Here is a 26,335-nt window from a genome sequence, read left to right as displayed (position 1 = left end):
TGTTTTCCGGGCATTCAACACGGAGAACGATGCTGTGCGAGCAGGGGAGGACCGGATGGGTACGAGGTTCGGGGCGCGGGCGGCCGTGCTGGGCGGGGCGGTCGCGCTGGCGCTGGCGCTGCCGGTGGTGGTCACGGGAGGCGGGGCGGCGCAGGCCGCCGCCTCCTGCAACCTCACCACCGGGCCGCACCAGCGGCAGGTCGAGCAGTTCCTCGGCCGGCCTGTGGACGGGAAGCAGTCGGCGGCCGACTGCACGGCGATCCGGTCGTTCCAGGCGAACCACGGGATCACCCCGACCCAGGGCTACGCCGGGCCGCTGACCTGGCAGACGATGAGCACGATGCTGGCCCAGCGGGCGGCCGGCAGCACCCCGAACAAGGCGGGTGACTGCCCGGTGAACCGGGGGCGGATCGCCTGCGTAGACCTGACGCGGCAGCTCAGCTGGATCCAGGACGGCGCCGCGCTGAAGTACGGGCCCGTCCCGGTCCGCACCGGCAAGGACGGCACGGAGACGCGCACCGGCCTGAAGAAGATCTACTACCGGAACATCGACCACTGGTCGACGCTCTACAACGTCTCGATGCCGTACGCGCAGTTCTTCGACGGCGGCATCGCCTTCCACTCGACCACCAAGAGCATGTGGAACCCGCCCGGTTCGGGCGGCTGCGTGAACATGGGCTCCGCCGACGCCAAGGCGTACTGGAACCTGCTGGGGCAGGGCGAGGACGTCTACGTGTACGGGCGCAAGCCCGGCACCTAGGCCGCCGGGGCGGCGGGCGCGGGCGCGGAGGCGGGCGCGGCGCTCAGGCGGTCCAACCGCCGCAGAGCGGCTCGGCGTTGGACGAGGGACAGGCCCGCCACCCCGGCCCCGAGGGCCAGCCAGCCGGCCGGGCCGGCCGCCATCACCGCGCCGGTGAGCAGCAGCGGGCCCGCGGACTTCTGGGCGGACTGGGCCATGCCGGCCACCCCCAGGTACGAGGCGCGCGCCTCCCGCGGTGCGAGGGAGACCGCCAGTTCCCAGGAGCTCACCGAACGCATCAGCTCCGCCGCGGTGGCCAGCACGGCCGCGGCGAGCAGGGCCACCGAGGCGGCCCAGGCCCCGCCCGCGGGGGCGGTGGCCAGGAAGAGGCAGCAGGCGAGCGTCGTCAGGCCGTACAGGCCGACCGCGCCCGCCGCCTGGCGGGCGTCCCGGACCCGCGCCGACACCCGTAGCTGCAGGGCGACGACGAGCACGGTGTTGATGACCAGGAAGGCCGGGATCAGGGCGTGCGGGGCCGCGGTGTGGCCGACGAGCCACAGCGGCACCCCGACGCCGAGGATCGAGTCGTCCAGGTTCATCGGGATGTCCAGCAGGACGAACCGCAGGTAGCCGCGGTCCCGCCAGGGGCTGGGCCCGGCCACCGGAGCGCCTTCCTCCGCCCCGGGCCGTGCGACGACGAGCCCGTGGCCGTGCGGCTCCTGGGTGCGCCACACCAGGGCCGCGGCCACGAGGAACGACAGTGCGTCGGCCAGGATCAGCACCTGGTAGGCGCCCCGGGTGCCGACGGCGAGGCCGATGGCGGCGAGGCCCGCGCCGAGGGCGTATCCGGCGTTCGCCGAACTGCGTGCCAGCGCCTGGTAGGTGGAGCGCCGCTCGCCCGCGACCCGGGTGGCGAAGAGCATCTCCAGCGTCTTGGCCGCCCGGTCTCCCAGGTGGGTGACGGCGAACAGGAGCAGCAGCAGGCCGAAGTCGGTGGCCACCAGCAGCACGCACAGGGCCCCGAGGCGGATGAGGTGGCAGCCGATCAGCAGGGTGCGCACCTGGAAGCGGTCGGCGAGGTGGCCCGCCAGCGGCGATCCGGCGATGCCCGCCACCCCGGCCGCGCCCAGCAGCAGGCCCAGCTGCCCGGCGTCGAGGCCGACGACGAAGGTGAAGTAGAGGACGGAGGACGCGGCCCACACACCGGTACCCGCGCGGTCCAGCGCCTGGGTGAGCAGCATGATCCGCGCATCACGGCCGCCGGGCGGCCGGCGCAGTTGCGCCAGCAGACCACCGTCCCCCTGCCCTGCCGTCCGGATCCGCCTGCCGCGCCGCATCCCAGTCCCCCGTATCGACCGCGCCCACCGTCATGTATCTCGATGTCGAGATACATGAGGAAGCCTGCCGCACATTAATCTTGACGTCAAGAAACTTGATGACGACATATATGGGTGGTCCGCCGCTTCCGGCTGCCGTTGTCAGACCCCTCCGGTAGGTTCCGAAGGAGTGGAACGACCAGGGGGATGGACGGACATGAGCGACCTCGCCACCGATGTGGACCTCGACACCGCGATGGACCGGTACCGGGTCGAGCTCACCGGCTACTGCTACCGGATGCTCGGCTCGTCCTTCGACGCGGAGGACGCGGTGCAGGACACGTACGTCCGCGCCTGGCGCAGCTACGAGAAGTTCGAGGGCCGCTCCTCGCTGCGGTCGTGGCTGTACCGGATCGCCACCAACGTCTGCCTGGACCTGCTGAACGCCGGGAACAAGCGGGCCCGCCCGATGGACCTGACCGCCCCGCAGCACCAGGCCTCCGCCGTGCTCAACGAGCGCCCTGAGGTGACCTGGCTGGAGCCGGTCCCGGACGGCCGGGTGCTGCCGCAGACCGCCGACCCGGCGGAGATGGCGCTGGCGAAGGAATCCGTCCGCCTGGCCTTCGTAGCGGCGCTCCAGCACCTGCCGGCGAAGCAGCGGGCGGTGCTCATCCTGCGCGAGGTGCTGGCCTGGAAGGCCGACGAGGTGGCCCAGCTCCTGGAGACCACGACGGCCTCGGTGAACAGCGCGCTCCAGCGGGCGCGGGCCACCCTGGCCGGACAGTCGCTGCGCGACAGCGACCCCGCGGATCCGCTCGACGCGGACCAGGCGAAGCTGCTGGAGCGGTACCTCTCCGCCTTCGAGGCCTACGACATCGCGCGGCTCACCACCCTCCTCCACGAGGACGCGGTGCTCTCGATGCCGCCGTTCGACCTGTGGCTCCAGGGCCACGAGGACATCGCGGCCTGGCACCTGAACCAGGGCATCGGCTGCAAGGGCTCCCGGCTCCTCCCGACGACGGCGAACGGTCTGCCCGCCTTCGGCCAGTACCGTCCGCGCGAGGACGGGCGGCCGGGCCACATCCCGTGGGCGCTCCAAGTGCTGGAGATATCAGACGGCAAGATCGTCGGGCTCAACGCCTTCCTGGACACCGCGCGGTGGTTCCCGCTGTTCGGCCTCCCCGAGCAGCTGGACGAGGCCGACGAGGTGCAGTAGGTCCCGGAGAGCCGGCGCGGCCCCGGTCACCCGCAGCGGCCGCCCCCGGGCGGCCAGCCGCAGCCGGGCCAGCAGCTCGACGTCGGCCAGCCCGGGCGCGGTCACCGCGGCGGCGTCACAGACCACCGCGCCCGCCCCGCCGTCGTAGAGCCGGGCCAGCCGGGCGCACAGCAGCGCGGTGTCCTGCGGGGCGGCCGGTCCGGGGCCGGGCAGCACGAGTCGTCGGATCTTCACGAGAGGATGACCGCCCGGCCCGCCGGAACTCATCGGTGCCGGGCGCGCCTCAGGGGGTGGGGAAGACCGACGTGTCCAGCTTGAGGTCGAACGGCGCGGGCAGGTGGAAGGTCTCGCCGAACCTGCCGGCCTGGAGGACCCGGTAAACGCGGGATGCCTGCCTGGGCATACCCGGCAGCCTTGGCGATGCGGTCGTGCGGAGCGTTCGGCTTCGAGGTGATCTCGACGGCCAGCTCCGCAGCAGCAGCGCACCTTGGCCGCGATGAAGTTGTGCGCTCATGGTGTGCTCCTCATGCTGTTGGCACCGGTCCCGGCATGACGAACGGGATCGGTGGGCGTCCACCGATCCCGTTCAGCCTCACGAGTGAGTACAGGTCAGGCGATGCGGTCCAGGATGATCGGCGTGGCGGAGAAGGCCGTGCCCGCCGTGGCGATGTCGTACGTGCCCGCCAGGGAGGCGAGCGCGTAGTCGAACTTCTCCGGGGTGTCCGTGTGCAGGGTCATCAGCGGCTGGCCCGCCGTCACCATGTCGCCCGGCTTCGCGTGGAGCTCGACACCCGCGCCCGCCTGCACCGGGTCCTCCTTGCGCGCGCGGCCGGCGCCCAGGCGCCAGGCGGCGACGCCGACCCCGTACGCGTCCAGGCGGGTCAGGACGCCCGACTCGGGGGCGGTGACCACGTGCTGCTCGCGGGCCACCGGGAGGGCCGCGTCCGGGTCGCCGCCCTGGGCCGCGATCATCCGGCGCCAGTGGTCCATCGCGGAGCCGTCGGCCAGGGCCTTGGCCGGGTCGGCGTCCTTGATGCCCGCCGCGTCCAGCATCTCCTTGGCCAGCGCGATGGTCAGCTCCACGACGTCCGAGGGGCCGCCGCCGGCCAGGACCTCGACCGACTCGCGGACCTCGAGGGCGTTGCCGGCGGTCAGGCCGAGCGGGGTCGACATGTCGGTGATCAGCGCGACCGTCTTCACCCCGCTGTCCGTGCCGAGGCCGACCATCGTGTGGGCCAGCTCCTGCGCGTCCGCGAGGTTCTTCATGAAGGCGCCGGTGCCGACCTTGACGTCCAGGACGAGCGAGCCGGTGCCCTCGGCGATCTTCTTCGACATGATCGAGGAGGCGATCAGCGGGATGGCCTCGACCGTGCCGGTGACGTCGCGCAGCGCGTAGAGCTTCTTGTCCGCCGGGGCCAGACCGTCGCCGGCCGCGCAGATGACCGCGCCGGTGGTGTCCAGGACGTGCAGCATCTCCTCGTTGGAGAGCAGCGCGCGCCAGCCGGGGATGGACTCCAGCTTGTCGAGGGTGCCGCCGGTGTGGCCGAGGCCGCGGCCGGACAGCTGGGGCACGGCCGCGCCGCACGCGGCGACCAGTGGGGCGAGCGGGAGGGTGATCTTGTCGCCGACGCCGCCCGTGGAGTGCTTGTCGGCGGTCGGGCGGGAGAGGGAGTTGAAGTTCATGCGCTCGCCGGAGGCGATCATCGCCGCGGTCCAGCGGGCGATCTCGGTCCGGTTCATGCCGTTGAGCAGGATGGCCATCGCCAGCGCGGACATCTGCTCGTCGGCCACGACACCGCGGGTGTACGCGTCGATGACCCAGTCGATCTGCTCGGGGCTCAGCTCACCGCGGTCCCGCTTGGTCCGGATGACGGAGATGACGTCCATGAGGGCTTCCTTCTACGCGCATAGAGAGGGGGAGATGGGGGGTTCAGGAACGGACGTACGACGGCCCTCCGCCCCGGCAGGGGCGAAGGGCCGTCGGCACGGCTATCTCAGGTGGTCGGGCCCGAAGGCCTGCGGCAGCATCGCCGCCAGCGGGAGGACCCCGTCCGGCGTCTCCACCAGCAGCTCGTCGCCGCCGAATTCGTAGAGCAGCTGGCGGCAGCGGCCGCACGGGACGAGGATCTCGCCCTTGCCGTCCACGCACGTGAAGTGGGTGAGGCGGCCGCCGCCGGTGGCCTGCAGGGAGGAGACCAGCCCGCACTCGGCGCACAGGCCCAGCCCGTAGCTGGCATTCTCGACGTTGCAGCCGGTCACGACGCGGCCGTCGTCCACCAGGGCGGCGACCCCGACCGGGAAGCCCGAGTACGGGGCGTACGCCCGGGTCATCGCTTCCCGGGCGGACGTCCGCAGGGCTTCCCAGTCCACCGTCGGGCCGGAGGTCACTTGCCCTGACCCTTGCGGTACGGCATGCCGTCCGCCTTGGGCATGCGCAGGCGCTGCGCCGAGAGCGACAGCACCAGCAGCGTGACCACGTAGGGCGTGGCGCTGACGAACTCGACCGGGACGGTCTCCGTGCCGAGGTACCAGATGAACACGCCGACACCGATGACGATGGCGATCGAGGACGTGATCCAGCGCTTCTGGTACGCCTTCCAGGCAGCGATCGCGACGAGGACCGCGAACAGCAGCAGGAGCAGCGCGTGCACGGACTCACCGCCGCCGCGCAGCTGGAGCGCGTCGGCGAAGCCGAACAGGCCCGCGCCCATCGCGAGGCCGCCCGGCCGCCAGTTACCGAAGATCATCGCCGCAAGGCCGATGTAACCACGACCACCGGTCTGGCCCTCGTTGTAGATGTGCGAGGTGACCAGCGACAGGAACGCGCCGCCGAGACCGGCGAGGCCGCCGGACACGATCACGGCGATGTACTTGTACTTGTAGACGTTGACGCCCAGCGACTCCGCCGCGATCGGGTTCTCGCCGCAGGAGCGCAGCCGCAGGCCGAACGCCGTCTTCCACAGCACGAAGAACGTGCCGACGAGCAGCAGCACGGCGACGATCGTCAGCAGCGAGAGGTTGGTGACCAGGCCGCCGAGGACGCCCGCGAGGTCCGAGACCAGGAACCAGTGGTGCTTCTCGATGCTGGCCAGCCCGTCGGAGAGGCCGGGAATGGTGATCGAGGTGATGTCCTCGGCCGGCGGGGACTGCTTGGGGCTGCCGCCCTTGGCAGATGCCTCACCGGTGTTGAACCACAGCTTGGCGAAGTAGGTGGTGACACCGACCGCCAGGATGTTGATCGCGATGCCGGAGATGATGTGGTCGACGCCGAACGTGACGGTGGCGACCGCGTGCAGCAGACCGCCGAACATGCCGCCCAGGATGCCGGCGAGGACGCCGATCCAGGGGCTGGTCTGCCAGCCGGCCCAGGCACCGAAGAAGGTGCCGAGGATCATCATGCCTTCGAGGCCGATGTTGACCACGCCCGCCCGCTCGGCCCACAGACCACCGAGACCGGCGAGGCCGATCGGTACGGCGAGCGAGAGCGCGGCGCTGATCTGGCCGGCCGAGGTGAGGTCCTGCGCGCCGGTGAGGGCACGGACGGCGGACAGGGCGATGAACCCGCCCGCGACGATCAGCAGGATCCAGGGCAGGGAGAGGCGGGTGCGACCGCCCTTGCCGCCGGCCACCTTGGGGGCCGCGGGCGGCGGGGTGGAACTCGCGGTGGCGGTCACGCCGACACCTCCGTCGTGTCGTTGGAACGGGCCTGGGCGGCGAGCTTCTCGCCGACCTGGCGCTGCTGACGCTTGAGGCCGTACCGGCGGACGACCTCGTAGGCGATGACGACGCAGAGGACGATCACGCCCTGCATGACGCCGACGATCTCCCTGTCGTAGTTCTCGAACTCCAGCTGCTGCCCGCCGCGCTCCAGGAAGCTCCACAGGATCGCGGCGAGCGCGATGCCGATCGGGTGGTTGCGGCCGAGCAGGGCGATGGCGATACCGGTGAAGCCGATGCCGACGGGGAAGTCGCCGCCGAACTCGTGCGAGTCGTTGAGCAGCGTCGGCATGCCGATCAGACCGGCGATGGCGCCGGAGATCAGCATGGAGGTGACCACCATCTTCTTGACGTTGACACCGCTGGCGGCGGCAGCCGTGTCGGACTGGCCGACGGTGCGCAGGTCGAAGCCGAAACGGGTGCGGGAGAGCGTGAACCAGTACGCGACACCTGCGAGGGCCGCGATCACGACGAAGCCGTAAATCGGGGTCGGCGTGGTCGGGAACTCGAAGAAGTGCGAAGACTCCGGCAGCGGGCTCGTGGCGATCTTGGTGCCGGCCGCGTCCAGGTGACCGAGGCGGCCGGGCTGGAGGAGGTAGGCGATGATCGAGGTTGCGATGAAGTTGAGCATGATCGTGGAGACGACCTCGCTGACACCGCGGGTGGTCTTCAGGAGACCGGCGATGCCCGCCCACATGGCGCCGACGATCATCCCGATGATGATGATCAGCGGGATCTGGACGATGCCCGGCAGCGTCAGCGCGCCACCGACGGCGGCGGCGAAGAAGGCAGCGAGACGGTACTGGCCGTCGACACCGATGTTGAACAGGTTCATGCGGAAGCCGATGGCCACCGCGACGCCCGCCAGGTAGTAAGTCGTCGACTTGTTGATGATGTAGACCTGGCTGTCCGACTTGACGCCGTAGTCGAACATGATCCCGAAGGCGCTGAACGGCTCCTTGCCGGTGACCGCGAGCACCAGGGCGGTGATCAAAAACGCGGCGACGATCGCGAGCAGCGGGGCCGCGATGCCCAGGAGCAGCCGCTCCTTGTCGATCTTCTTCATCGGGCCTCGTCCTCCGGGCCGTCGGTGCCCTCAGGGCTCTCTTCGTGCTCAAGGTGTCCGGCAGCGGCACCGGTCATGGCCGAGCCGAGCTCCTCCGGGGTGATGGTGGCCGGGTCGGCGTCCGCGACCAGTCGGCCGCGGTACATCACGCGCAGGGTGTCGGAGAGGCCGATCAGCTCGTCCAGGTCTGCGGAGATCAGCAGCACCGCCAGGCCTTCGCGGCGCGCCTCGCGGATCTGGTCCCAGATCTGCGCCTGCGCGCCGACGTCCACGCCGCGGGTGGGGTGCGCGGCGATCAGCAGCTTGGGGTTGTGGCTCATCTCCCGGCCGACGATCAGCTTCTGCTGGTTGCCGCCGGAGAGCGAGGCCGCGGTGACCTCGATGCCGGGCGTGCGGACGTCGTACTCGCGCACGATCCGCTCGGTGTCCTTGCGGGCGGCCTTCAGGTCGAGGATCGGGCCCCGGGAGTTCGGCTTCTCGGTGACGTGGCCGAGGATGCGGTTCTCCCAGAGGGGGGCCTCCAGGAGCAGACCGTGCCGGTGGCGGTCCTCGGGGATGCAGCCGATGCCGTCCTCGCGACGCTTGCGGGTCGGCGCGGTGGAGATGTCCTCGCCGTCGAGGGTGACGACACCGGTGTCCGGGTGGCGCATCCCCATGACCGCGTCCACGAGCTCGGACTGGCCGTTGCCCTCCACACCGGCGATGCCGAGGACCTCGCCCTTGTGGATCGTGAAGGTGATGCCGTCGAGGACCGCACGGACGGCGCCGTCGGGGTCGACGGCGCTCAGCGACAGACCGTCGACCGTGAGCATCGGGACGTCCGTCACCGTCGACTCGCGGGTCTCCGGGGAGGGCAGCTCGGAGCCGACCATCAGCTCGGCGAGCTGCTTGGTCGTGATGTGCGCCGGGTCCGCCGTGCCGACCGTCGTGCCGCGCCGGATGACGGTGATGTCGTCGGCGACCGACAGGACCTCGCCCAACTTGTGCGAGATGAAGATGACGGTGAGGCCTTCGGCCTTCAGCTCGCGGAGGTTGTCGAAGAGTGCGTTGACCTCTTGCGGGACCAGGACCGCGGTGGGCTCGTCAAGGATCAGCGTGCGGGCGCCGCGGAACAGGACCTTGAGGATCTCCACCCGCTGCCTTTCGGCCACGCCGAGATCCTCGACAAGGACGTCCGGGCGGATGCCGAGACCGTACGCGTCCGAGATCTCCTTGATCTTGGCGCGGGCCTTGTCGCCGATGCCGTACAGCTTCTCGGAGCCGAGGACGACGTTCTCGAGGACGGTGAGGTAGTCCGCGAGCATGAAGTGCTGGTGCACCATGCCGACGCCGCGGTCGATGGCGTCGCCGGGGTCGTGGAAGACCACCTGCTCGCCGTCGACCGTGATGGTCCCCTCGTCCGGCTTCTGCATGCCGTAGAGGATCTTCATCAGAGTCGACTTGCCCGCGCCGTTCTCGCCCACGAGGGCGTGCACGGTGCCGCGGCGCACGGTGATGTCGATGTCGTGGTTGGCCACGACTCCGGGGAAACGCTTGGTGATGCCGCGGAGTTCTACGGCGTTGGGACTGGAGGCTTTGATGGCGCACTCTCCAAGGACGGGAGCGTGGGAGGACGAGGCTGGGACGGGCTCGGACGAGGCGAGGAACGGGCGGGAACGCGGGCGCTGGTGGCGAAAGCTACCGTGCGACCAGTCATGCTACGCGCGTAGCATTGGCAAAAATGTTCAACTGCCCGCATGCGTACACGGAAAGGGGCCCGGAGTGTCGGCCGAAGCCGTTCCGGGCCCCCAGTGTGACCCGTGTCAGAGGGTCGTGGCGACCTTGATCTGGCCGTCGATGATCTTCTTCTTAGCCTCGTCCAGCTGGGCCTGGATGTCCTTGAGGTGGTCACCCGTGGTCGTCAGCGAGACACCGTTCTCGGCGAGCGAGTAGGCGTGGGTGCCGGTCATCGGCTTGCCGTCCTGGACGGACTTGACGAGCTCGAAGACGCCAGTGTCGACGTTCTTGACGACCGAGGTCAGGATGGAGCCGGCGTACTTGGACAGGGCCGGGTCCTTGGCCTGGTCCGAGTCGACACCGATCGCCCACGCGCCCGGCTTGGCGGCGACGGCCTCGATGGCGCCGGCGCCGGAGCCGCCCGCGGCCGAGTAGACGACGTCGATGCCCTTGTCGAGCATGCCCTTGGCAGCGGCCTTGCCCTTGTCCGGGGCGCCGAAGCCAGACATGTCCGTACCGGTCGACAGGTACTGGATCTGGACGTTGGCACCCGGCTTGGTGTCCTTGACGCCCTGCTGGAAGCCGGCGGCGAACTTCTTGATCAGGGGGATGTCCACCCCGCCGATGAAGCCGATCTGGCCGTCCTTGGACTTCAGCGCGGCAGCGACACCGGCGAGGTAAGAGCCCTGCTCCTCGGTGAAGACGATCGAGGAGACGTTCGGCTTCTCGGAGACGGAGTCCACGAGGCCGAAGGTGGTCTTCGGGTACTTGGCCGCGGCCTTGTCGAGCGCGTCCTTGTAGGCGAAGCCGACACCGATGACGGGGTTGTAGCCGCCCTCGGCGAGGGAGGCGAGACGCTGCTCGCGGTCGGCCGGGGTCTCACCGGTCTTGGCGGTGAGCTCCTTGGTCTCGACACCGAGGTCCGACTTGGCCTTGTCCAGGCCACGCGCGGCGGAGTCGTTGAAGGAGTTGTCGCCGCGGCCGCCGACGTCGTAGGCCATGCCGACCTTGATTTTGCCGTCGCCGGAGCCGGAGCTCTCGGTGGACGACTCACCGCAGGCGGTGGCGGTGAGAGCGAGTGCCGCAGTCGCGATGGACGCGGAGACGATCTTGGATACCCGGCGCAAGAGGAGGGTCCCTTCGAGACTGACCGAAAGCGCCTCTTCCGGCGCTGGTTTCGCGGCGATCGTAACGCGCGTAGATGTCAGTTAAAGGCCCGTTCATCAGTCGTTATCGGATCGTCGCGAACCGGACAGTGACCGATCAGTAACGCTCGCATGCCCAGCCCTTGCGTCCCAAGGGTTGGACTCACCTGCACGACGGATCGTCGACGGTGTACCGAAGCGGACCGCCGCGCCGCGGCCGCCCCTCCCGCCGACAGCCGCTCGGCAACCGCGGGGCCCGAAGCATCCCTCGGCACGCGCCGGCGCACACGCGCCAGCGGCCTCGAAACCGGTCGCAACGGGAGCTCTCGGCACACCGTCAGGCCGCATCGCACGGAACTCGAAATCCCAAGAAGCAGCCATACGCAACCTTTCATTGAACCGGCGAGCCTCAATGCGCAATGAATAGATTCAGCCAATAGGCATATTTTCGCCAACCTGTCTCAATCTCGCACTCACACGCATGACGTGATGCGCGCCACACTGTGAAAAATAGATTGACCACCCCCTGCTTCCCCATGTCAGATGACCAAAGCAAGGGATCCGGATGGTCAAATCTTTACCCGAGGATCGTTTCTGCCCCGCGCAACACCTACCGGGTGGACATTTCCTCATGCCTGCACCATCGGTTTCCTGGGAGTCGACGAAACGCAGAAAGAGAAGCGGGGAAATGAAAAAGAAGTCGATCGTCCAGCTCGGTGCCGCCGCGCTGACCATCATGTCCGTGGGCGTCGGCTCGCCGGCTATCGCCGCGAGCCACACGTCGGCGGCTCCAGCCGCCGTCTCCGGCGCAAAGCCGGGGCCGCAGGACGCAAACTGCAACACGTGGAAGACGAGCCGCGCACCTTGGGGCGGCTCCGCGTACTGCAGCGGCATGGCCTGGGCGGACACGTTTCGCGTGAAGCTCACGTGCATCAACTACCGCGGTCAGACGTTCACCGTCTACGGACCCAAGAAGCACACGAACGAAACCTCGAGCGCGACCTGCTCTTCCGACCCCAACGTCGGCGTCCTGAGCGTGGCCGTCGAGGAATCCGCCTAAGACTTTCGTACGACCAAAATCGGGGAGAAAGACATGCACAAGGCTAAGATCGCCAGCCTCATTGGAATCGGAATGGCGGCCACGTCGCTCATTACCGCACCCTCCGCATCCGCAGCCACCAATGGCGCCGAAGCCATTAGCTGCGAGACATGGCAGTCCGGCAACACGGGTTACGCCAAATGCACCGGCCTGTGGCCCTTCATCGACCGCTTCCGCGTCAAGGTGACCTGTATCGACTCCCACGGCACCCAGGCCGTCATCAAGGGCAGCACCAAGCAGAACGGGGAGACGTCGTCCGCCACGTGCCCCGGGGCCCCGAATGCGGGCATTTACAAGCTCGGATACGAGCACTGGCGCATCTGATCCGCCACTGAGCCCGCGCCTTCCTGGCCGCAGTGTTCCAGCGCTGCGCACCGAGCCGCAGCGCTGGAACGCTGCGCACCGATAGGAAGGCGTGGCTCACACCCACCGGAGGGGCCGGGCGATGACCGCCCGGCCCCTCTTCGGTCAACGGTCGCCGACGGCCCTCGCGCGAAGTCCGTCGAGCAGCGCGGCAGCCGTGAAGAACTCCACGCCGACGCCGATCGCGGACTCGTCCACGTCGAAGTCGCCGCGGTGCAGATCCCGCTTGGCGGTGTCCCCGGGCGCGCGGACCCCCAGCCGGGCCATCGCGCCCGGAACGTGCTCCAGGTACCAGGAGAAGTCCTCACCGCCCAGGCTCTGCTCGGTGTCCTCGACCGACTCCGCTCCGCAGCGGATCCCCATCGCCTCGCGCAGCAGCTCGGTGATCACCGGGTCGTTGACCACCGGGGGCACCCCGCGCACGTGGTTGATCTCGAACTTGGCCCCGTGCATGGTCGCGATCTCGTCGATCGCCGCGTGGATCATGTCCGGCGCCTCGTGCCAGGCGTTCAGGTCCAGGCAGCGCACGGTTCCCGAGAGCTCGGCATGCATCGGGATGACGTTGCAGGCGTGCCCGGCCTCGATCCGGCCCCAGGTGACGGACATGCCCGAGCGGGCGTCCATCCGGCGGGCCAGCAGGGCCGGGGCGTCGACGGCCACCCGCGCGGCGGCCGTCACCAGGTCGGTGGTCAGGTGCGGCCGCGCGGTGTGCCCGCCGGGGCCGGAGAGGGTGACCTCCAGCCGGTCGCAGGCGGAGGTGATGGGGCCGGCCCGCAGCCCGATGCGCCCGGCGTCCACCCGGGGGTCGCAGTGCACGGCGACGATCCGGCCGACGCCGTCCAGGACCCCGGAGTCGATGGCTTCGGTGGCCCCGCCCGGGAGCACCTCCTCGGCGGGCTGGAACAGCAGCCGCACGGGGCGGGGCAGCAGCCCCTGCCGGTCGAGCTCGGCGAGGACCAGGCCGGCGCCGAGGACCACCGTGGTGTGCACGTCGTGGCCGCAGGCGTGGGCGCGGTCCGCGAAGGTCGAGCGGTACGGGACGTGCGTCTTGGCATCCGGGATGGGCAGGGCGTCGATGTCCGCGCGCAGGGCCAGCATCGGCCGGCCCCCGTCCCAGGTGCCCACGTCACAGATCAGGCCCGTGCCGGACTTCAGCACCCGTGGTCGCAGGCCGGCTTTCTCCAACCGGGCCTTGATCGCCGCGGTGGTCCGGAATTCCTGGTGTCCGAGCTCCGGGTGCATGTGCAAGTCCCGGCGGAAGGCGATCAGTTCGGTACGCAGGTGGTCCGGAAGCTTGCCGGGCAGCTCGGGCCGGTCGGACGCGGCGGGCTGGGCGGTCTGGGACTCGCGGGACATCAACTGGTTCACCCGTTGAAGGGTAGGCCCACGGACGGGTCAACTGGCCGGGGATCACGAAAAGTTCATGCCGTTAGGGGAAAGAAACCCGGCCTCTGGACGCATGACCGGATGCGCCCGGGGGTAAACTCGCGCGCTCATCCGGCCGTGGGAGCCGCCTGGGCAGGCAGTCTGCGCACATCACGGGCGGTGTCGGTGACCCCCGCGAGGAAGCTGCGGGCGCGCGGCGAGGCGGACCCGGTGAGCCAGGCGGGGTCCACATCGCATACGGCGACCGTGACGCCGGTACCGGTCAGGGCGTACGGCAGGGTGTGGACGACGGTGGACGGAAAGCTGACGATCGTCCGGCCGACCGGACCGCGCCGGGCGATCAGCTCCAGTGGCAGGTCCGGGCGCACGATCTCCAGCCCCGTCGCCCGGCTCAGGGCCCGAAGCTTCTCCGGGGACTCGCGGCGGTGGGCGAAGTAGCGGGTGGCTCCGTGCTCCAGGGTCAGGGCGCGCACCGCGTCGAGATAGCGGTCCGGGTCCACCACCCCGGTCTCCACGAGCGAGGTGCCGACCAGGTCGGTGCCCTTGGTCAGCCGGGGCGGGCCGAACCGGGCCCGGGTCCAGGCGAAGTCGTTGACCCGCAGCGTCATCCCGCCGTGGGCGGTGACGGGCATCGAGCTGAACACCTCGACGCGGTGGCCGCGGTGCGCGGCCGGGGTGAAGCGGCGGCGCGCGGTCGTCGAGACGGGTGCGTACGCCAGCTCGCGGACCCGGCCGGGCAGCCCGCCGCCGCCGATCCGGTGCCACCGTACGAGGCGTTCGCCGCGGGCGGTCTGCGCCATGAACTCCATGGTGGCGGTGCCGTCGTCGACCACCACGAGCTCCTCGGCGCGCACGAGGGTGAGCAGCAGCTGCACGTAGCGCGAGAAGGGGTCGCCGACGACGACCGTCCGCGCGGCGCGCACGTCGTGCGCCAGCGCGGCGAGCGCTTTCAGCGGCGCGAACCGGCTGCCGCGCGCCTCCTGCCACCGGACCTCGTGCCCCTCGTCCCGCGCCAGCGCGGCCACCCGGCGCAGCTGGCCGCGGGACATCGGGTCGGTGGGCGGCAGGACGACGATCCGCAGGGATGACGCGGCGGCCGCCGGCCGGGGGGCGGGGCCGGGCAGGTCCCCGCCGCCGGCGCGGCGCCCCCGCTGGCGCGGGACGCCGTCCAGCTGCGGCTGCACTCCGGGGCGCGCGTACGCCCACTCCAGCACGTTCAGGAGCTGGACCGGACTCTCGACGAACGCCAGGGTTGAGGCGGAGGGGCTGGAGGGGGTCACCACGTGCTCCTTGTCGGGGGACGGAACGCGTACGCGCCGGGCGGGAGGTCAGACGGCTGCCAGCTCGCCCCGGACGCGGCGGAGCTTCTTCATGGGGCCGAGCTCGGACTCGTAGACGCGCTTGACGCCGTCGCCGAGGGCGGTCTCGATGGTGCGGATGTCGCGGACCAGACGGGTGAGGCCGCCGGGCTCGACGGAGGCGGCCTGGTCGGAGCCCCACATCGCGCGGTCGAGGGTGATGTGGCGCTCGACGAAGGTGGCGCCGAGGGCGACGGCGGCGAGGGTGGTCTGCAGGCCCGTCTCGTGGCCGGAGTAGCCGATCGGGACGTTCGGGTACTCCTCCCGGAGGGTGTTGATCACCCGCAGGTTGAGCTCCTCGGCCTTGGCCGGGTACGTCGAAGTCGCGTGGCACAGAAGGATGTTGGCGCTGCCGAGCACCTCCACCGCGTGGCGGATCTGCTGCGGGGTGGACATGCCGGTGGACAGGACGACGGTGCGGCCGGTGGCGCGCAGGGCGCGCAGCAGCTCGTCGTCGGTGAGGGAGGCGGAGGCCACCTTGTGGGCGGGGACGTCGAACTTCTCCAGGAAGGCGACGGCCTCGGTGTCCCACGGGGAGGCGAACCAGTCGATGCCGCGCTTGGCGCAGTGGTCGTCGATGGCGCGGTACTCGTCCTCGCCGAACTCGACCTTGTGGCGGTAGTCGATGTAGGTCATCCGGCCCCAGGGGGTGTCGCGTTCGATGTCCCACTGGTCGCGCGGGGTGCAGATCTCCGGGGTGCGCTTCTGGAACTTCACGGCGTCGCAGCCGGCTTCGGCGGCGGCGTCGATGAGGGCGAAGGCGTTGCCGAGGTCGCCGTTGTGGTTGATGCCGATCTCGCCGACGACGTAGACGGGGCGGCCGGGGCCCGCGGTGCGGGCACCGAAGGTGCGCAGGCGGGAGTCGGGGGTGGTCGTCATGGCAGGAGGCGTCCTTCGGTGCGGGGGTGTACGGGGTGTACGGGGTGTGGGCTGCGGGTCGGGGTGCGCGTCGCGGTCCGGGGCGGGCGGTGCGGGGTGTGCTCCGGGGCGCGGGTCGAGCAGGGGTGCGAGCAGTCGGGCGCGGGCCAGGTCGTGCGGGTCGTCGATCTCCAGGACCCGCGCGGGGTCGGTGGCGACGGGGAGGGTCCGGCCGAAGAACCGGTGCCGGGCGGTGCGGAAACCCCCGGCGTCCATGGCGTAGGCGGCGCCCGTCTCCAGCAGGTCCTGCGGCCGGTCCTGGCGCCGGGGGCGGTACGCCGCGTCGTGGTTGACGCCGGCCGCGGAGCCCTCGGCCCCCTCCCGCCAGAGGAATCCGTGGAACGGGGCCACGGTCAGGGCCGAGTCGGCCGCCCCGGAGGCGACGGCCACGGCGACCGACTCGACGTCGGAGGTGGCGAGGAAGGGGCTGGTGCACTGGACGAGGAGGACCACGTCCACGGCGAGGGAGTGCAGTTCCTCGAAGGCGGCGAGCGCGTGCAGGACGGCGGCCTCGCTGCTCGCGGTGTCGCCGGAGATCGCGGTGGGGCGGGCGATGACGTCGGCCCCGGCGGCGCGAGCGGCGGCCGCGATCGCCTCGGAGTCGGTGGAGACCACCACGTCGGTGACGGTCGGCGCGGCCCGGCAGGCCAGGACGGCGCGGGCGACGAGCGGGGTGCCGGCGACCTCGGCGAGGTTCTTGCCCGGGACTCCCTTGGAGCCGCCGCGGGCGGGGATGACGGCGAGGACCCTCACAGCTCCCCCAGCCTTCGGATCACCGGGGCCACGCGCTGCACGCCGTGCCGGTAGGCCCCGCGGGCGGCCTCGCGCAGGTGGCCGCGGAGCCTGCGGCGCAGCCGGGACTCCCCCGCGGCCGGGCGCACCGCGCCGGGCAGCGGGGTGCCGTCGGGCGCGAGGTGGTGGCGGGCGAGGATCCCGGGGAGGTAGCCGGGGGCGGTGGTGCGCGTGTAGTACGGGGCGGGCGAGGGCAGCCGGGCAGCGGCGAGCAGTCCGGCGACCTTGGCCCGGGCGACGGCGTAGGCGTCCGTTCCCGGCGCGGGGTCCGCGCCCGGCGCGGGCACGGCGCCCGGCGCGGGCAGGACGCCCTGCGCCGCCAGCCAGACCGGATCCCCGGCCGGGAGGAGGCCGGAGTCGATCTGGTCCCAGGAGGCCAGGCAGCCGGAGCCGAGGAAGTGGTGGTTGCCGAGGGCCTCGCGGATGCCGAGGTCGGTGAGGATCGCCGTCGGGATGGACCGGTGCAGGGATTCCAGGGCGGCGGTGGAGGAGACGGTGACGAGCAGGTCGGTGCCGTCCAGGACCTCGCCCATGTTCCCGTACACCAGACGGCAGTTGGCGGGCAGTCCGCCCGGGATCTTCTCCGCGAGCCGCTGGTACGGCTGCTCCTCCAGGTGCGTGGTGTGCTCCCCGGGCTTGCTGCGCAGCTTGATCAGCACTTCCCGGTCGGGGTGCAGCCGGGCGTGTCCGGCGGCCCGTTCCAGCAGGTAGGCGCGGTCGGCGCGGCTGTCGGGCACGGAGGGCTGGACGGCGAAGACCACCGTGTGGGCCCGGCTGCCGGCCGGCTCGTACGGCGCCCCGCCCAGGAAGGGCAGCGCGGTCTCGGTGACGGAGGCGGCGTCCGCGCCGACGCCCTCGTACACGGCGCGGAAGCGCTGCGCGTCGTGACGGGAGTTGGCGAGGACGAGGTCGGCGCCGTGGCGCAGCAGCAGCCCGTCGGCGAGCTTCTCGTACACGACGCCCACGTAGCCGGTGACGAGCACGGGGCGCAGGGCCGGGGCGGGCCACAGGGCGCGGGCCCCGTGCAGGACGGCCTGGACGGCCCCGCCGACGAGCGCGAGGACGACGACGTCGTAGCGCTCGCGTTCGATCTCGGCGAGGAACTCGGCGCAGGTCACCTCGGACAGCCGGTCGGCCCGCACCCCCACCTCGCCGAGCTGGCGCGCGGTGGGCGTGGCCCGGCCGCGCAGCAGGAATCCGGTGAGCTGGTGGTCGGGCACGAGACGGCGGGCGGTGAGTGCGCCCCATTTCCATCGCGTATCGGAATCGGCGAGTACGGCGACGCGTTTGCGTTCTGGCACGCGGCAGAAGCTATTCCGCAATTCCGGTGATCGGCCCAACGACCGCACAACAGCGGGTTAACAACGCGTCGAATGAATGCGAAAGCGTACGGGTTAACTCGCCCGCCCCGCGCCGTTCACATGGAATCCGCATCCGGGCCACAGTGAATGACGGGCGGCGCCCTAATGTCTCGCAGGTGCCCAAGCTCTCTGTTGTCGTGCCGTTCTACAACGTGCAGACATACGCACCGGACGCCCTGAAGAGTCTCGAACTCAACGCCCGGGAGGATTTCGAGTTCCTGCTCGTCGACGACTGCTCGACGGACGGGACGCCCGGCCTGCTGGAACGGGCGGCGCGCGAGCTGCCGGGCGCGGTGCACCTCAGACACGAGCGCAACGGGGGCCTGGCCACCGCGCGCAACACCGGTCTGGACGCGGCCCGCGGCGAGTACCTGACCTTCCTGGACGGGGACGACTGGCTGGCGCCGGGCCACCTGGCCCGGACCCTGGCCGTCATAGAGGCTCTGAGCTGCGATTTCGTCCGTACCGACCATGTGCGGTGCACGGGCCGGACGCGGAGCGTGCAGCGCGTCCCCTTCGGCCCGCAGTCGGTGGTCGCCGCGCCGCGCAGCGCGATCCTGCCCGCCGACCGGGCCACCTCGGTGGACTATCCGTACGCCTGGGCCGGGATGTACCACCGGCGGCTGCTGGACCGCGGGGTGCTGCACTTCACCGACGGGCTGCGGACTGCGGAGGACCGGCCGTGGATCTGGCGGCTGCACCGGGAGGCGGAGTCGTTCGCCGCGGTCGGGCTGCCCGGCGTCTTCTACCGGCGGGGTATTTCCACCTCGTTGACGCAGGTGGGGGACGAACGGCAGCTCGATTTCATCCGTGCATTCGATCAAGTGCTCGCGGAGGTCATCGCCGACCGGGAATGCGATCGGCTGCTCCCGAAAGCCGTCCGAACCTATTGTGCAATTATCGCCCACCATTTCGGGTCCATCGAAAGGTTCGAGCCGGACGTGGCCAAGAAACTCCGCCTCATGAGCGCGGCCGCGCTCGGCCGCATGCCGCAGGACGTACTGGACCAGGTCCTGGACTCGATGGACGCCGAACGCTCCACCGTGCTGCGCCGCCTGCGCACCGGCCGCCGCGCCGCCCCCTCGGGAGCGAGTGCCTGATGCCCACCCAGATCTTCCTGGCCTCCACCCTCTACGGCGCGGCCACGCTCGCGGCGGGCATCGACGCGGGCTCCTTCCCGCCCGCCGGCCGCCGCATCCTGCTGACCAGCAACCACGCCGTCACGGCCGAGGTCACCCCGGGGCTCACGGACATGCCGGGCTTCGCCGCCCTGCGCCCCCGCTTCGACGAGGTCCTGGACTGGAACCGCGTCATCGAGCCGCAGCACCCGAGCACATGGGCCCCGCGCGCGGAGGACGTCCCGATCTGGGAGCGGCAGCTGCGCACGCTGTGGAACCTGGGCGAGGACCGGGTCGAGCTGATCGTGGAGTCCCTCCAGGTCCCGCCGGCCCAGAGCCTGTGCCGGCTCTTCCCGGGCGCGGCCGTCGACGTCTACGCCGACGGGCTCATGAGCTACGGGCCCACCCGCTTCCGCCTCGACCCGCAGCTCGGGATGCGGGTACGGCGGGTGCTCCACCTGGACCTGGTGCCCGGGCTGGAGCCGCTGCTGCTGTCGGAGTTCGGGGTGCGGGTGGAACTGGTGCCGACGGAGCCGTTCCTGAAGGTCCTCGCCGAGCTCGCCGACGCCACCCCGGACGCGGCGGCCGGGCCCGCCGGGCCCCCGGCCCTCCTGCTGGGCCAGTACCTCTCCGCACTCGACCTGATGACCCTGGCCGAGGAGGAGGAGCTGCACGTGTCGATGGTCCGGGGCGCCTGCGCCCTGGGCCACCGGGAGCTGGTCTTCAAACCGCACCCCGGCGCCCCGGCCGCGTACTGGCGCCGGGCCGAGGAGGAGGCCGAGCGGCTGGGCGCCCGGCTGACCGTGATCGCCGCCCCGGTCCTGGCCGAGACCCTCTACCAGCGGCTGCGCCCCGCGCTGGTCGTCGGCTGCTTCTCCACCGGGCTGCTGACCGCCGCCACGCTGTACGGGCTCCCGGTGGCCCGGACCGGCACCGACGCGGTGCTGGCCGCCCTGACCCCGTACCCGAACAGCAACCGTGTCCCGCTGGCCCTGGTGGACGCCCTGCTTCCGGACCTCGCCGACGCCGAGGCGGTCCGCGCCTGGACGCCCCCGACCCCCGAGCAGGTCCGGGCGGAACCGGCCGCGCTGCTCGCCGCCGTCGGGTTCACCATGCAGCCGCAGATCCTGGCCGCGCGGCGCCCGGCGGCCGAGGCCTACCTGGCCAAGCGGCTCACCCCGCACACCTGGCGGTACTTCACGCGCCGCCGGCTGACCGCCCTGGGACTGCCGGGCGGCATCCCGGCGCAGCTGTCGTTCCTGCCGCGAAGCCGGGCGGTGCGCCGGGCGGTGCGGCGGATGGGATGGCTGCGCCGGGTGCTCAGCTGACGGCGAGCTTGGCCGCGAAGCCGAGGAAGAGCACGCCCGCCGCCGAGGTGGCCCCGGCCGACAGTCGCTTGCGGCGCCGGAAGGCAGCCGACAGGCGGGTCCCGCCGAAGATCAGCATCGTCAGGTACAGGAAGCTGCCCGTCTGCAGCAGGCCGCCCAGGAGCAGGAAGGACAGCGCCGGGTAGGCGTAGGACGGGTCCACGAACTGCACGAAGAAGGACATCAGGAAGAGGATGGCCTTCGGGTTGAGGAGGCTGATCAGCAGCGCCCGCCGGTAGGGCCGCTCGTTCTCGGCCGGGTCGGCGGGGACGGCGGCCTCCGCCTCGGCCCGCTCCGCGCGCGTGCGCCACAGCGCCCAGGCGCCCCGCATCATCCCCACGGCCAGCCACGCCAGGTAGCCGGCTCCGAGGAACTTCACCACGGTGAACACCAGCGGGCTCGCCCGCAGCAGCGCCCCGGCGCCCACGGCGGTCGCCAGCATGAGCACGGCGTCGCCGGTGAACACCCCGGCGGCGGCCTTGTACCCGGTGCGCACCCCGCGGCGGGCGGCCACGGAGAGCACGTAGAGGGAGTTCGGCCCCGGCAGCAGAATGATCAGCACCAGGCCGGCGAGATAAGTCGGAAGATCTGTCACACCCAGCATGCGCAGGAGTGTCCCACAAGGTTGCACCTGTCGCGCCAGTCGGTTTCACCAGGTGGAACCGGTCGGCTCGTACGTCCCCCACACCTCCCGCAGCGCCCCGCACACCTCCCCCACCGTGGCCCGGAGGCGCAGCGCCGCCTTCATCGGGTAGAGCACGTTCGCCGTCCCCGCCGCCGTCGTCTTCAGGTCCGCGAGCGCCGCCGTGACCGCCGCCCCGTCGCGCTCCGCCCGCAGCCGGGCCAGTGCCGCGCACTGCCGTGCCTCGATCGCCGGGTCCACGCGCAGCGGCTCGTACGGTTCCTCGCGCTCCAGCGTGAAGCGGTTGACCCCGACCACCACCCGCTCCCCGTTCTCGGTCTCCTGCGCGATGCGGTAGGCGTTCCGCTCGATCTCGGCCTTCTGGAACCCGGCCTCGATCGCGGCCACCGCCCCGCCCTGGTCCTCGATCCGGCGCATGAGCGCGAGCGCCGCCGCCTCCAGTTCGTCCGTCATCCGCTCCACCGCGTACGACCCGGCGAAGGGGTCCACGGTGTGCGGCACGTCCGTCTCGTACGCGAGGACCTGCTGGGTGCGCAGCGCGAGGCGGGCGGACTTCTCGGTCGGGAGCGCGATCGCCTCGTCGAAGGAGTTGGTGTGCAGCGACTGCGTGCCGCCGAGGACGGCGGCCAGGGCCTGCACGGCCACCCGTACGAGATTGAGTTCCGGCTGCTGCGCGGTGAGCTGGACCCCGGCGGTCTGGGTGTGGAAGCGCAGCATCAGCGACTTCGGGTCCCGGGCCCCGAACTCCTCGCGCATGACGCGGGCCCAGATCCGCCGGGCCGCGCGGAACTTCGCGACCTCCTCCAGCAGGGTGGTGCGGGCGACGAAGAAGAAGGAGAGCCGGGGCGCGAATTCGTCGACCACCATGCCCGCCGCCAGGGCCGTACGGACGTAGGCGATGCCGTCGGCGAGGGTGAAGGCCACTTCCTGCGCGGGCGAGGCGCCGGCTTCGGCCATGTGGTAGCCGGAGATGGAGATGGTGTTCCACCGGGGGATCTCGGCCCGGCAGTAGCGGAAGGTGTCGGCCGTCAGCCGCAGCGAGGGGCCGGGCGGGAAGATGTACGTCCCGCGCGCGATGTACTCCTTCAGCACGTCGTTCTGGACCGTCCCCGTCAGTTGCGTGCCCGGGATGCCCTGTTCCTCCGCAACCAGCTGGTAGAGCAGCAGGAGGAGCGCGGCGGGCGCGTTGATCGTCATCGAGGTGGAGACCCGGTCGAGGGGGATCCCGTCGAACAGCGTCCGCATGTCGTCGAGCGAGTCGACGGCGACGCCCACCTTGCCGACCTCGCCCTGGGCGAGGGGGGCGTCGGAGTCGTGGCCCATCTGGGTCGGCAGGTCGAAGGCGACGGACAGCCCGGTGCCGCCGCCCTCGATGAGCTGCCGGTAGCGGGCGTTGGACTCGGCGGCGGTGCCGAAGCCGGCGTACTGCCGCATCGTCCACGGCCGACCGGTGTACATGTTCGGATAAATCCCCCTCGTGTAGGGGAAGTCACCCGGCTGCCCGAGTTCGGCCTCCGGGTCCCACCCCGTCAGGTCGCCGGGCCCGTAGACGGGTTCGATGGGGATTCCGCTCTCGGTGTGTGCCATGTGACGTTGTCCTCCATGGAGCAAGCGGACCCGGGACCGGCAGAACCTCCCCGAGCTGCCGCTGGGGTGCCCCCAGCCGCGCATCGCCCCGTAAGGCTGCGGACGGCTGCCGGTCACAATGGCGCAACATCCCGGAGCCGAGTGCAACTGTCCACGCACGCGGAGCATCACCTAGATACACGACATAGAGACCGGGGGGACTGCAATGCAGCGCCAGAGAGTCATAATCCGCACGATCGGGGTGGCAACCGCCGTCGCGCTCGCCGCGACCGCCTGCGGACCGCAGAAGACGGAGCCTGCCGCCTCCGCCTCCTCGGTTTCGTCCTCGCCCACGGCGGGCGCCTCCCCCGAAGCCTCACCCTCCACCGACAACAAGCCCGGCGAGGCCTCGGCGTCGCCGTCCGCCTCCGCCTCCGCTTCCGCGTCTGCCTCCCCCTCGGCCTCCCCTTCGCCCTCGGTGAAGCAGATCATGGCCAACGGCGACGAGAACGAGCAGGTGCGCGAGCTCCAGGCCCGGCTGCGCCAGCTCAAGCTGATGTCGGTCGCGCCGACCGGCTTCTACGGCTCCAAGACGACCGCCGCGGTCAAGACCTTCCAGTCGAAGCACGGCCTGAACGCGACCGGCTCGGTCGACGAGGCCACCTGGAAGAAGATCGAGGGCGCCAGCAAGAAGCCCACCGCCGACGAGCTGCGTCCCTCGACCGTCAACGAGGTCGACGCCCCGGACCCGCGCTGCATGCAGGGCCGCGTCATGTGCATCAGCAAGGAGAGCCGCACCCTCGCCTGGATGATCGACGGCAAGATCGTCTCGACGATGGACGTGCGCTTCGGCTCCGAGAACACCCCGACCCGTGAGGGCGTGTTCAACGTGGGCTGGAAGGCCAAGGAGTGGACGTCGACGATCTACCACACGCCGATGCCGTACGCGATGTTCTTCAGCGGCGGCCAGGCGGTGCACTACTCGGCCGACTTCGCGGCCCGCGGCTACAACGGGGCCTCGCACGGCTGCGTGAACGTCCGGGACAAGGGCAAGCTGTCGGCGCTGTTCGACCAGGTGCAGGTCGGCGACAAGGTCGTCGTCTACTGGTGATGCCGCCGGGGCCGGGGCGGGACCGGTGTCCGGTCCCGCGAAGCCCCATGCCCGGGGCCAGGGGGTGTCTTGTCGGTCGGGCCCGGCCTGATCGGCACGACGCCCGCCAGAGGTCCGAAGTAATGGGCGCGGGCAGGGCCGGGGGAACGTGCCCCGCCCGCGCCGGTTGCGCAGAGCCCAGGGGTACGGGGGGAACCCCGGCTCATGCGCGGCCGATGACCAGTCGGCTCGATATGTACTGCGCCGCCAGTTCGAAAAGTGTTACAGGCAGGTCAGCGCATGTGTCAGCGGCTGGTGCGCACGCCGGCCGAACCCCGCGGAGCGGCCGGCGTCAGGGTCGGCGCCCTGAGCGTCCCGCCCAGCTGGCTGTCGCGCTTGCCGCCGCCGGAGCCCCCGTCCTCGAGCACCGACTTGCAGTAGTCCGGGATCCGGGTGAGGCCGTTGGCCAGGCGCGAGAGCCGCTCACGGCGGGCCTCGTCGAGCCGGCCCGCCTTGAACTCCGTGCAGAGGTCGGCGACCTTGAGAAGGGTCTCGCCGTCGCGGTCGCGGTCCTTGCCGCCCGTGCCGCCGCCGAAGGTGTCCCGGTCGCCGTCCTTGCCGCCGATGCCGCCCGTGGCTCCCGTGCCGCCCTGGAGGTCCTTGCCCGAACCGGCCGTCGCCGACGAGCCCGAGGAGGTGCCGGCGCCCGCGCCGGTCCCGGGTGTCGCGGCACGTCCGTCCGTACCCGGCGGCTGCGCCGTACCCGTGGTGGCCGTCGTGTTCGAGCCACTCGGCAGCGGGGTGGGCGTCGGCTTCGGACTGGCGCTCGGAGCTCCGCTGCCTATGCCCGGGGCCGGGTTCTCGCCGGCGCTCACGGACATCGCCGGACCGGGTCCCGCGCTGTCGTGCCGGGACCGCTCCAGCAGCCCGGCGCCCGCCGCGGCGGCCAGTCCGCCGACGGCGACACTGGCCAGGGCCGCCGCCAGACCGAAGCTGACGGCGCGGCGGCGCCGGGGGGCGGGCGCGGGAACGACGCGGCCGAGGTCGATCAGGGGTTCGGCGGACGCGGCCGCCACCTCAGGCGCCGCGGAAGGGCGCGCGCCACCGCGCGCCGTACGGAAGGCAGCCACCGCCGCCGCTTCGCCGGGCAGTTCCGTGCCCGCGCGCAGCGACCCGTTCACGCCACCCAGGGCGTCCAGGGCGGCACGCAGCCGGGCGGCCCCGTCGCGGGCACGCTGATCGGCGGCCGGTCCCACAGGTTCCACCGGTTCGCCGCGCAGCAGTTTTTCCGCAGCGGCTTCGTCCAGCCACCCGTTGCGCTCGTCGGCCATCACATGTCCTTCTGCGTCCGCCAACGTGAATCCGTCACACCGGTTTGTTCTGCGAAGCCCCCGCTCCGGCCACGCTGCGCGGGTACGGCGTCGAGATCCCTCCCGCCCCCGCCGCCCCATGCCTGGCCACGGGCATTATGGCCGACCGCCGGGCCCGGATCGGAGCCGGTGTCCGGGTCCGGCTCGAAGCCGCCCTCGGGGCCGAGCAGCTCGGCCAGCTTCTTCAGGCCCCGGTGGGCCGCGGTCCGTACGGCGCCGGGCCGCTTGCCCAGGGTCTCGGCCGCGCTCTTGGCGTCCAGCCCGACCACGACGCGCAGGACGACGGCCTCGGCCTGGTCCTGCGGAAGCTGCGCGATGAGCGCCATGGTCCGCCCGGTGGAGAGGGACTCCATGGCCGCGCCCGCGGTGTCGCACTCGGCGGCCCAGCTCGTCAGCTCGGTGTCGTCGCCGCCGATCGCGGGGCGCCGGCCGCGCATGCGGATGTGGTCGAGGGCGCGGTTGCGGGCGATACGGGCCGCCCAGCCGCGGAAGCGGTCGGCGTCGCCGGTGAAGGAGTCGAGGTCGCGGGCGATCTGCAGCCAGGCCTCCGAGGTCACGTCCTCGGCGTCGCCGTCCCCGACGAGCGTGCGTACGTACCCCAGCAGCCGTGGGTGCACGGCGCGGTACACAGCACGGAACGCGTTCTCGTCGCCGTCCTGTGCCGCGAGCACCGCGGCGGTCAGCTCCGCGTCGTCCCCCAGCAAAGTCCCCAACCCGTTCACTGTCCTGTACGTGTGGCGCAAATCAGCACGTTACGGCTTTCAAGCACCTCTCGTCCACGAGTGATACAACGCGCAACCAATCCTGTGCGGAGCGAGGTGTGACACAAAACGCACCCGAGGCGCTGACATGGGTACGGGCTTGTCGCACGAGCCCGTGACGGATGGCGGCCGGGGCCTCTCCTGTGGGGGGTGGCGGCCTCGGTCGCCCTCCCCTTCCCGGGGCCCTCACCATGCCTGCCCGTGGCGCTCACGTCATCCTTTCGGCTC

The 26,335-nt window shown here is 71.4% G+C and carries 23 protein-coding genes and 1 pseudogene; 7 read left to right on the top strand and 17 right to left on the bottom strand.

Going from position 1 to position 26,335, the window contains the following annotated elements; translation table 11 throughout:
• The first annotated feature begins 55 nt into the window (after positions 1-55).
• Positions 56-760: a L,D-transpeptidase family protein gene (locus ACZ573_RS01790; RefSeq protein WP_471297706.1), complete on the top strand. Its 705-nt coding sequence runs from the start codon at positions 56-58 to the stop codon at positions 758-760.
• Here the strand turns inward: ACZ573_RS01790 and ACZ573_RS01785 are convergent.
• Positions 757-1,980 carry an MFS transporter gene (locus ACZ573_RS01785; RefSeq protein WP_471297704.1) on the bottom strand — a complete coding sequence of 408 codons (1,224 nt, stop codon included), beginning with the start codon at positions 1,978-1,980 and terminating at the stop codon, positions 757-759. The genes ACZ573_RS01790 and ACZ573_RS01785 overlap by 4 nt on opposite strands.
• Positions 1,981-2,272: 292 nt before the next feature.
• On the opposite strand from ACZ573_RS01785, the gene ACZ573_RS01780 reads away from it, so the two are divergent.
• Positions 2,273-3,271 (top strand): sigma-70 family RNA polymerase sigma factor, encoded by a 999-nt coding sequence (locus ACZ573_RS01780; protein WP_471297702.1) that lies wholly within the window; start codon positions 2,273-2,275, stop codon positions 3,269-3,271.
• Here the strand turns inward: ACZ573_RS01780 and ACZ573_RS01775 are convergent.
• The 7 genes from ACZ573_RS01775 to ACZ573_RS01745 form a co-directional block, all read right to left on the bottom strand.
• On the bottom strand, positions 3,167-3,505 hold the full coding sequence (locus ACZ573_RS01775) for an STAS domain-containing protein (RefSeq protein WP_471297700.1): 339 nt from the start codon (positions 3,503-3,505) through the stop codon (positions 3,167-3,169). The two genes, ACZ573_RS01780 and ACZ573_RS01775, sit on opposite strands and share 105 nt — an antisense overlap.
• A gap of 375 nt (positions 3,506-3,880) precedes the next feature.
• Positions 3,881-5,158 carry a thymidine phosphorylase gene (locus ACZ573_RS01770; protein ID WP_471297698.1) on the bottom strand — a complete coding sequence of 426 codons (1,278 nt, stop codon included), beginning with the start codon at positions 5,156-5,158 and terminating at the stop codon, positions 3,881-3,883.
• Between the two features lie 102 nt (positions 5,159-5,260).
• Positions 5,261-5,659, bottom strand: a complete 399-nt coding sequence (locus ACZ573_RS01765) for a cytidine deaminase (protein WP_202200049.1) — start codon at positions 5,657-5,659, stop codon at positions 5,261-5,263.
• Positions 5,656-6,945, bottom strand: coding sequence for an ABC transporter permease (locus ACZ573_RS01760; RefSeq protein ID WP_471297696.1), 1,290 nt, complete (start codon positions 6,943-6,945; stop codon positions 5,656-5,658). Before ACZ573_RS01760 ends, ACZ573_RS01765 begins: the two co-directional genes overlap by 4 nt.
• On the bottom strand, positions 6,942-8,054 hold the full coding sequence (locus tag ACZ573_RS01755; RefSeq protein WP_471297694.1) for an ABC transporter permease: 1,113 nt from the start codon (positions 8,052-8,054) through the stop codon (positions 6,942-6,944). The genes ACZ573_RS01760 and ACZ573_RS01755 overlap by 4 nt, the downstream gene beginning before the upstream one ends.
• Positions 8,051-9,634: an ABC transporter ATP-binding protein gene (locus ACZ573_RS01750; RefSeq protein WP_471298999.1), complete on the bottom strand. Its 1,584-nt coding sequence runs from the start codon at positions 9,632-9,634 to the stop codon at positions 8,051-8,053. Before ACZ573_RS01750 ends, ACZ573_RS01755 begins: the two co-directional genes overlap by 4 nt.
• Before the next feature lie 222 nt (positions 9,635-9,856).
• The gene (locus tag ACZ573_RS01745) at positions 9,857-10,897 is read right to left on the bottom strand and encodes a BMP family lipoprotein (protein ID WP_471297692.1); all 1,041 of its coding nucleotides are present in this window, start codon (positions 10,895-10,897) and stop codon (positions 9,857-9,859) included.
• A 706-nt stretch (positions 10,898-11,603) separates the two neighbouring features.
• Here ACZ573_RS01745 and ACZ573_RS01740 point away from each other — a divergent pair.
• Both ACZ573_RS01740 and ACZ573_RS01735 read left to right on the top strand, forming a co-directional pair.
• On the top strand, positions 11,604-11,975 hold the full coding sequence (locus tag ACZ573_RS01740) for a hypothetical protein (RefSeq protein ID WP_266380928.1): 372 nt from the start codon (positions 11,604-11,606) through the stop codon (positions 11,973-11,975).
• 33 nt (positions 11,976-12,008) lie between these two features.
• Positions 12,009-12,338 carry a hypothetical protein gene (locus ACZ573_RS01735; RefSeq protein WP_266380931.1) on the top strand — a complete coding sequence of 110 codons (330 nt, stop codon included), beginning with the start codon at positions 12,009-12,011 and terminating at the stop codon, positions 12,336-12,338.
• A gap of 144 nt (positions 12,339-12,482) precedes the next feature.
• Here the strand turns inward: ACZ573_RS01735 and ACZ573_RS01730 are convergent, their stop codons facing one another.
• The 5 genes and pseudogenes from ACZ573_RS01730 to ACZ573_RS01710 all read right to left on the bottom strand — a co-directional run bounded on the left by ACZ573_RS01730 (position 12,483) and on the right by ACZ573_RS01710 (position 18,132).
• The gene (locus tag ACZ573_RS01730; protein WP_471298996.1) at positions 12,483-13,733 is read right to left on the bottom strand and encodes an amidohydrolase; all 1,251 of its coding nucleotides are present in this window, start codon (positions 13,731-13,733) and stop codon (positions 12,483-12,485) included.
• Between the two features lie 137 nt (positions 13,734-13,870).
• Positions 13,871-15,043 (bottom strand): hypothetical protein, encoded by a 1,173-nt coding sequence (locus ACZ573_RS01725; RefSeq protein ID WP_471297690.1) that lies wholly within the window; start codon positions 15,041-15,043, stop codon positions 13,871-13,873.
• A 48-nt stretch (positions 15,044-15,091) separates the two neighbouring features.
• The gene (locus ACZ573_RS01720; protein WP_471298994.1) at positions 15,092-16,000 is read right to left on the bottom strand and encodes an N-acetylneuraminate synthase family protein; all 909 of its coding nucleotides are present in this window, start codon (positions 15,998-16,000) and stop codon (positions 15,092-15,094) included.
• Between the two features lie 426 nt (positions 16,001-16,426).
• A pseudogene (locus ACZ573_RS01715) lies at positions 16,427-16,792 on the bottom strand (acylneuraminate cytidylyltransferase family protein); the annotation flags it as partial.
• Positions 16,789-18,132, bottom strand: a complete 1,344-nt coding sequence (locus ACZ573_RS01710; protein ID WP_471297688.1) for a DUF6716 putative glycosyltransferase — start codon at positions 18,130-18,132, stop codon at positions 16,789-16,791. The pseudogene ACZ573_RS01715 and the gene ACZ573_RS01710, both read right to left, overlap by 4 nt.
• A gap of 176 nt (positions 18,133-18,308) precedes the next feature.
• On the opposite strand from ACZ573_RS01710, the gene ACZ573_RS01705 reads away from it, so the two are divergent.
• Entirely contained in the window at positions 18,309-19,292 is a 984-nt protein-coding gene (locus ACZ573_RS01705) for a glycosyltransferase family 2 protein (protein ID WP_471297686.1), read from the top strand.
• Positions 19,292-20,638 (top strand): polysialyltransferase family glycosyltransferase, encoded by a 1,347-nt coding sequence (locus ACZ573_RS01700; RefSeq protein WP_471297684.1) that lies wholly within the window; start codon positions 19,292-19,294, stop codon positions 20,636-20,638. Before ACZ573_RS01705 ends, ACZ573_RS01700 begins: the two co-directional genes overlap by 1 nt.
• On the opposite strand, the gene leuE is transcribed toward ACZ573_RS01700, so the two are convergent.
• Both leuE and ACZ573_RS01690 read right to left on the bottom strand, forming a co-directional pair.
• Positions 20,631-21,281 carry a leucine efflux protein LeuE gene (leuE, locus tag ACZ573_RS01695; RefSeq protein WP_471297682.1) on the bottom strand — a complete coding sequence of 217 codons (651 nt, stop codon included), beginning with the start codon at positions 21,279-21,281 and terminating at the stop codon, positions 20,631-20,633. The two genes, ACZ573_RS01700 and leuE, sit on opposite strands and share 8 nt — an antisense overlap.
• A 45-nt stretch (positions 21,282-21,326) precedes the next feature.
• Positions 21,327-22,907: an acyl-CoA mutase large subunit family protein gene (locus ACZ573_RS01690; RefSeq protein WP_471297680.1), complete on the bottom strand. Its 1,581-nt coding sequence runs from the start codon at positions 22,905-22,907 to the stop codon at positions 21,327-21,329.
• Positions 22,908-23,112: 205 nt separating this feature from the next.
• Between ACZ573_RS01690 and ACZ573_RS01685 the strand changes: the two genes are divergently transcribed.
• The gene (locus ACZ573_RS01685; protein ID WP_471297678.1) at positions 23,113-23,997 is read left to right on the top strand and encodes a L,D-transpeptidase family protein; all 885 of its coding nucleotides are present in this window, start codon (positions 23,113-23,115) and stop codon (positions 23,995-23,997) included.
• A gap of 284 nt (positions 23,998-24,281) precedes the next feature.
• Here ACZ573_RS01685 and ACZ573_RS01680 read toward each other — a convergent pair whose 3' ends face one another.
• Positions 24,282-25,307, bottom strand: a complete 1,026-nt coding sequence (locus ACZ573_RS01680) for a hypothetical protein (RefSeq protein ID WP_471297676.1) — start codon at positions 25,305-25,307, stop codon at positions 24,282-24,284.
• On the bottom strand, positions 25,307-26,050 hold the full coding sequence (locus tag ACZ573_RS01675; protein ID WP_382540151.1) for an RNA polymerase sigma factor: 744 nt from the start codon (positions 26,048-26,050) through the stop codon (positions 25,307-25,309). Before ACZ573_RS01675 ends, ACZ573_RS01680 begins: the two co-directional genes overlap by 1 nt.
• Between the last annotated feature and the right edge of the window lie 285 nt (positions 26,051-26,335).

This window comes from Streptomyces sp. NPDC040545 (assembly GCF_055595065.1).
Note: the sequence above shows the minus strand (reverse complement) of the source record. Positions and strands in the feature narration are given on the sequence as shown.